The organism is Virgibacillus salarius, from assembly GCF_039521925.1.
GTDB lineage: Bacteria > Bacillota > Bacilli > Bacillales > Amphibacillaceae > Virgibacillus > Virgibacillus salarius.
Window position 1 is genome coordinate 1 of sequence record NZ_BAAACY010000024.1, and the last position, 6,866, is coordinate 6,866.

Annotated in this window: 8 protein-coding genes; all 8 read left to right on the forward strand. The window is 36.4% G+C overall.

All coding sequences use genetic code 11. The annotated features are described in order from the left end of the window. Positions 1-315: 315 nt before the first annotated feature. Positions 316-1,326 carry an AimR family lysis-lysogeny pheromone receptor gene (locus tag ABDZ84_RS04330; RefSeq protein ID WP_026681769.1) on the forward strand — a complete coding sequence of 337 codons (1,011 nt, stop codon included), beginning with the start codon at positions 316-318 and terminating at the stop codon, positions 1,324-1,326. Between the two features lie 104 nt (positions 1,327-1,430). Then, positions 1,431-1,559, forward strand: a complete 129-nt coding sequence (locus tag ABDZ84_RS04335) for a hypothetical protein (protein WP_255637807.1) — start codon at positions 1,431-1,433, stop codon at positions 1,557-1,559. A gap of 522 nt (positions 1,560-2,081) precedes the next feature. Further along, positions 2,082-2,363, forward strand: a complete 282-nt coding sequence (gene spoIIID, locus ABDZ84_RS04340) for a sporulation transcriptional regulator SpoIIID (RefSeq protein WP_026681768.1) — start codon at positions 2,082-2,084, stop codon at positions 2,361-2,363. A 503-nt stretch (positions 2,364-2,866) separates the two neighbouring features. Then, positions 2,867-3,868: a rod shape-determining protein gene (gene mreB / locus ABDZ84_RS04345; protein WP_026681767.1), complete on the forward strand. Its 1,002-nt coding sequence runs from the start codon at positions 2,867-2,869 to the stop codon at positions 3,866-3,868. 43 nt (positions 3,869-3,911) lie between these two features. Beyond that, positions 3,912-4,715 (forward strand): flagellar hook-basal body protein, encoded by an 804-nt coding sequence (locus ABDZ84_RS04350; protein WP_343780297.1) that lies wholly within the window; start codon positions 3,912-3,914, stop codon positions 4,713-4,715. 12 nt (positions 4,716-4,727) lie between these two features. Beyond that, positions 4,728-5,558, forward strand: coding sequence for a flagellar hook-basal body protein (locus ABDZ84_RS04355; protein ID WP_026681765.1), 831 nt, complete (start codon positions 4,728-4,730; stop codon positions 5,556-5,558). A 71-nt stretch (positions 5,559-5,629) separates the two neighbouring features. Then, positions 5,630-5,986, forward strand: a complete 357-nt coding sequence (locus ABDZ84_RS04360) for a DNA-directed RNA polymerase subunit beta (protein ID WP_026681764.1) — start codon at positions 5,630-5,632, stop codon at positions 5,984-5,986. Between the two features lie 358 nt (positions 5,987-6,344). Continuing rightward, a complete protein-coding gene (gene fabZ / locus ABDZ84_RS04365; RefSeq protein ID WP_026681763.1) occupies positions 6,345-6,764 on the forward strand; it encodes a 3-hydroxyacyl-ACP dehydratase FabZ in 420 nt (139 codons plus the stop codon). Positions 6,765-6,866 lie beyond the last annotated feature (102 nt).

Genomic DNA, 6,866 nt, shown 5'->3' on the forward strand with positions numbered 1-6,866 from the left:
AGCCGGAGTGGTGGTCAAGCAGTAGTTATTATTCCATAATAGCTACTAGAGGAAGCGTAAATCTGAGCATTTAGTGATAAGGACTGAGCGAATTTTGCTCCGTTTTTTTAGAAAGATAAGAAAGTATAAAAATTTGGCTATACCATAGTGTTTCTTATGTATAGCAAAATTTGTCGAACGATTACCTCTTTTTATTTGTTGAAAATGTGTTAATATAGTGATTAATAAAATATTATGTTGAAGCTTGACGAAAGTTGTTTACAGTCAAGTGATAATAAGCCTTGTTTTTCTTTGTTGGAAAGGAGTTTAAAATTAATGTCCTTACCTACTATGTTTATTTCGGGTAAAGATGAGCTATCATTGGAGCAGTTAAAGGAATTTCTATCACGGGATCATAATGATGAAACAGTGATACAATTAATCCGAAAATACTGCTTACAATCATCATCGCGAGATATTCAGAAAAAAGGCATGGAATTTTTATATATGAATGGCTTCTTTGGAGAATTGCAACAATTGATTGAGAAGAATCTGAAATCCACCTATACTTCCAACAGACAATGGGCATCTATTTATCAGTTAATGATAGATAGAAGAATAAAGAGAACTCCTCCACATGAATTGCTACAGAGAATTAAACGAATGCCAACAATAAACGACCCCGAAACAGAATGCCTAATAGAATTTGTTAAGGTAACTTTATATTATGATCTAAATCAACTGGGAAAATTGGGTAATTTTTTAGAAATCCAACAACAATTATTTGCTAGAATCGATGACAGACTTCTTGTTTCCTTTTTCAATATAAGACTCAATCATATTTTAATGATTTATTATATGTCGAGAAATGAACTTATTATGGCGAGGAAATGTGCCTATAGAGTACTTAATCTTTCACAAAACCCTTCAACAAAAGCAGGCGTTCATATAAAACTTGGGTTCTCCTATACATTTGATACGTACTTTCAAGCAATGCATCATTTAGAAGAGGCTACTGCTTTAGCTGAAAAATATGAGCTAAAAGATGTCTTGCATCTAATTCGAAATAACAATATTCCTTTTATAGCTGCACATTTTAAAAAGGTGGAAGGTATAACCACCGTAGATAAAAGTGAACAGGCACATATTGAAATTGCAAAAGGGAATAAAGACAAAGCGATTGAGATATTAAGTAATATCCCATTAAATAGCCCTTTTAGACTATATTACATGGGAAAAGCAAAACATGATAAACGACTGTTGTTGCAATCTCATAAGGATTTTATTGAGAAGCGCAGTGATTATTTCTTTAGTAGGTTACCTCTCAATATATTGAAGACAATGTGAAAAAATATTCCGAGAGTGGTGAAGAAGAATTAATTAAATGAAAACTAAATAGGTGATTAACGATTCAACTTTTTCTAACCTTAAATTCCTTAGGAGGTAATAAAATGAAAAAGGTAAAATCTTTTCTTTGTATGGCTGTATTGGTGATGATGATTTCTTTAGTTCCTGGTAATATTTCTGCTGATTCCGGTGTGTCTATACAAGCCGACCCTGATCTTGGACCGTTAGACTAAAAGTAAAGAGAATTTACGTAGTCTATTAGGAAAAGAATCAAGACCAAGAAAAAAATACAGTATTACTGGTAGGAAGCGTGACAAGGAGCACTAATGCAAGATGAAAAGGTTGAATCGTTTTTTATATATTTTTACTACTTATTACTTCGCAAGAAATTGATATGTTCATATTCAGGGAACGTTCTGCTACTTTCCTCATTAAAAAATGCATGTCCTTCTTTCCTTAAAGATGTTTTTTTAATCATAAACACTCCTACTCGATAATAAACTTATACAAACCAATCATTCCGAAATGTCTGAGGTGAGAGCATGTGTGGCTTTATTTCTGGTTACACACATAAATTAGCTAATTTGTATATATAAATAACAGAATATTAAGTAAAATACAATAATGGATGTAGACACGTAAAAACAAGTATACATAGCGACTTATTTTATGATTTCAACATATATGCAGGCCACTAATGGAACACCTTGTCTCAATACCACCTCGGAAATATACAACTCAGGGAGGCGAACGGTGTGCACGATTACATCAAAGAAAGGACTATCAGGATAGGAAATTACGTCGTGGAGACAAAGAAAACTGTCCGAGTGATAGCGAAAGAATTTGGTGTTTCTAAAAGCACAGTCCATAAAGACTTAACAGAACGATTACCAGAGATTAATCCAGAATTGGCAAACAGGGTAAAGAAGGTTCTTGAACATCATAAGGCTATCCGTCATTTGCGTGGAGGAGAAGCAACGAGAAAAAAATATAAAATCGAGCCTAAACATACAGAGGAGGCAAAGCCAGTAGGATAAGTGGTTATAACAAAATTAGTGAAAATTAAAGAGGCTGAGACAAAAGAATGAATAAACAGTTAAAAACGAACGATTATTAGTTTAGGTTTAATATCGTTCGTTTTTTGATTAGGATCATTCATTTAGCATCTGAAATATGCAAGACTCCCGCGGGAACAGCACGAGTCCGAAGATCCACTTGGTAACGTATTTTTCTTTACTAAGTTAGCTGATGCTGTGCCCACGGAAAGAGCGTATATTTTAATGGTGCGGCGAAGATACTCCTATTGATAACATGGTTATTCGTATTTTGAGTAAAGAAGTTGTTAGTTACCCCCGGGCCTCTTTAGGATGTGATTAGACCGTATTCGTTAATGATATTATTTAAACATTTACCCCTGTCGAATTTCCTAGACAAAATTTAAATAAAATGCAGTTAATTGTAGAGTTTTGTGGTAAAATATTATATTAGTAGCAGTATGGATAAAAAAGAGATAGTAATCTAAGTAGGAGGATCTGAACCCATGTTTTCTAGGGATATTGGAATTGATCTTGGTACAGCCAATGTATTAATTCATGTTAAAGGAAAAGGAATAGTTTTGAATGAGCCATCCGTTGTGGCGATGGACCGACACACAGGAAAAGTGCTAGAGGTTGGTGAGGCTGCAAGAAAAATGGTTGGACGTACACCAGGGAACATAGAAGCAATTCGTCCATTAAAGGATGGAGTTATTGCTGATTTTGATGTTACAGAAGCTATGCTGAAGCATTTTATCAATAAAATAAACGTAAAAGGAGTTTTGTCTAAGCCGCGTATACTTATCTGTTGTCCAACCAACATCACGAAGGTTGAGCAAAAGGCTATTAAAGAAGCAGCGGAAAAATCAGGTGGTAAAAAAGTTTACCTAGAAGAAGAGCCAAAGGTAGCAGCAATTGGTGCTGGTATGGAAATCTTCCAGCCGAGTGGAAATATGGTTGTTGATATAGGTGGAGGTACGACAGATGTAGCCGTTTTATCAATGGGCGATATTGTGACATCTGAGTCCATTAAAATGGCCGGTGATAAATTTGATATCGAAATTTTACAATACATAAAGAAAAAGTACAAACTATTAATTGGTGAAAGAACTGCAGAAGAGATAAAAATAAATGTGGCAACGGTATTCAAGGGTGGAAGAAATGAAGAAATGGAAATCCGAGGTCGTGATATGGTATCAGGATTACCACGTACTATTTCCGTTAATTCTACTGAAATTGAAGCAGCATTACGTGAATCCGTATTCCTAATCGTACAGGCTGCAAAATCTGTACTAGAACGTACGCCACCAGAATTATCTGCTGATATTATTGACCGAGGGGTCATTCTAACAGGTGGCGGAGCATTAATTCACGGTATTGATGAGTTACTTGCAGAAGAGCTTAAGGTGCCTGTTTTCATTGCAGAGGAGCCAATGAGCTGTGTAGCAAAAGGTACAGGAATGATGCTGGAAAATATTGATAAGATTGAACGCAAAAAAGTTATCTAACGGAATGAAGACCTGTTAAAAATCAGATCGAGGAGGGGACGTCTTGTTAAGAGGCTTTTATACAGCTGCAAGCGGGATGATTGCTCAGCAACGTCAACAGGAAGCTTTTTCTAACAATATTTCCAATGCCAATACTCCAGGATATAAAGCCGATCAGACAAGCTTGCGAGCATTTCCGGAAATGTTATTGAATCAAATGGGTGGAAAAGAAGTTCCCACAAGTACATCGATGCATGTACCTATACAACAGCCAATTGGCTCATTAAATACAGGGGTGTATGTTCAGGAAACCATTCCAAACTTTACCCAGGGTGATATGAGAGAAACTGGTATTGCCACGGACCTTGCAATCGTTAATGGTGAATTACCTGATGAGGCCGGAAGTTTATTTTTTACTGTTCAAGACACTGATGGAGAAATTCGTTACACTAGAAATGGAAATTTTACGGTTGATGGACAAGGGTATTTAGTAACAAATCAAGGCTTCTACGTGCTTGATCAGTCAGGAGAGCCGATTTATACAAATGGAATGGAGTTTAGCGTAACACCAGACGGCTTGCTGCAAACTCCCGAGCAGTCTGTTAATTTGGGAGTAGCGTATGCAACAGATGCTAATGGGTTAACGAAAGAAGGAAATGAGTTATATGCAGGAGACGCTGCAGATTTACCCCCAGGCGTAACATTTTCAATCAAACAAGGATTTCTTGAAAGGTCAAATGTAGATTCACTTCAATCTATGACGCAAATGATGGAGTCTTATCGATTGTTTGAGACGAATCAACGAGTATTGAAAGCTTATGATGAGAGTATGGGGAAGGCAGTAAGCGAAATTGCGCGTCTAGTCTAGGGGGAATAAGGTATGTCCAGAACGATGATACAAGCAGCAGTCACAATGAATCAACTGCAAAATAAACTGGATCTAATCGGAAATAATATGGCGAATAGTCAAACAACTGGCTTTAAAAGCAGACAAGCCGATTTTTCTTCTTTATTATTTCAGCAAATGAATAACATGACAGACCCTGCAAATGCAGAAGGTAGACTAACACCGGATGGACTACGTATTGGAGCAGGTGCAAAACTCGGTTCAACAAATATAAATCTCTCACAAGGTACGCTCACTGAAACAGAACGAGCATTAGATACGGCGCTTTTGGGTGAAAATCATTTTTACCAAGTACAAGTAGTCGAAAATGGTGTAACAGAAACGCGTTATACCCGTGATGGAGCGTTTTACTTAAGTCCTATGAACAATGATCAAGAAGTTATGTTAACCAACAGTGATGGCAGTCCAATACTTGGAGTAAATGGACCTATTCTAATAGAAGAAGGCTTTGATGATATTGCTATTCAGCCAAATGGTCAGATTGAGGTAAGAAGAGGAAACCAAACGGAGGTTGTTGGTCGACTTGCAATTGTTGAAGCCGTTCGACCTCGATTATTAGAGGCTACGGGGAATAATGAGTTTAAATTACCAAACTTAAATGAGCTTGGTTTTAATTTCGGTGAAATCATCCAAAATGTAGGTGACAATGAGTCTTTATTAAAAAGTGGAGCATTAGAAATGTCTAATGTAGATATATCAAAAGAAATGTCAGATTTAATCATGACACAACGTTCATATCAATTTAATGCAAGAACCATATCTATGAGTGATCAAATGTCAGGCTTAGTAAATCAATTACGCTAATGTATTAACTTGCTCATAAGAATTAAAATGTTATGCCTATGTATTTTTAAAGGAATAAGGAGAAACAAATCATGTCTATAAATCAAGAGGATCGAGCAATGTCGGAAAAAAAACCTAAGAGGCCTTCTAAATTTCAGCGATTTTTAAATCGGATGAAAGAGAAAAAGGATCGTCCTGTTGAAGCGGAAGGAAAAACGAGAAAATCTCAAAAACAGAAGCAAAAGCAGGAGAGAAAAATGGGAAAAAGACCAAGGTTGCGGATTTTCCCCATTTGGTTACGGATCATTGTCGTTCTTCTTTTTTGTGCTATTGCATTAGTGGCAGGATTAATGATTGGATACGGTGTAATAGGCGATGGCACTCCGGTAGATGTATTAAAGAAAGAGACTTGGCAGCATATTATTGATATAGTAACTAAAACAGAATAAAATGAAAGCATCTAGTCGAATATCAAAGAAGATTAGATGCTCTTTTTTATCCCGCATATAATCGGCAGTAAGCCCCTCACTTCAAGTAATGAAGAAAAACCAATATGGGGAAGTGATGGATCAACTGCAGGTAAATGTCCGATTGGTTCAAAGACCTTTAGGTCATACCCTTGTGGTACTACCAATCCGTGGGGAGGAAACAAAACCCTGGTTGAGTTTTCCTTAGTATATGAGAACACAGTTGATTTCCAAAACAGACGGTTGTTTTCACCGTAAATGTTTTTCTCCGGCAAATACAATGGCAGCATTGCAATGGACAGAAAATGTTTAACAATAAAATAAAAAAAGGAGAGATCTTATGAATATTGAACAAATTAAAGAAACGATCCCACACCGTTATCCTTTCCTATTAGTAGATCGGGTTACGGAAATAGAAGAGGGAAAAAGGGTATCTGGGATAAAAAATGTATCTGCTAATGAACCGTTTTTTCAAGGGCATTTTCCGGATTACGCAGTAATGCCTGGTGTTTTAATACTTGAAGCACTTGCTCAAGTTGGAGCAATTGCAATGCTCGGTTTAGAAGAAAATAAAGGGAAGATAGGATTTTTAGCTGGCGTTGACAAGTGTCGCTTTAAAAGACAGGTGAAACCAGGTGATCAATTGCATATGGATGTAGAGATAGTGCGATTAAAAGGTCCAATTGGTAAAGGAAAAGCTATTGCTAAAGTGGATGGAGAAGTTGCCTGTGAAGCTGAGATTATGTTCGCTATAAAATAGTCTTCTTTTTTATAAGTTAAGAAAGTATAAATTCAGTGCAATGACTGCGTTAAGCCAAGTAGTTATTTTGAAATGTTTGATGTATATTGGCAATGCTCCGAC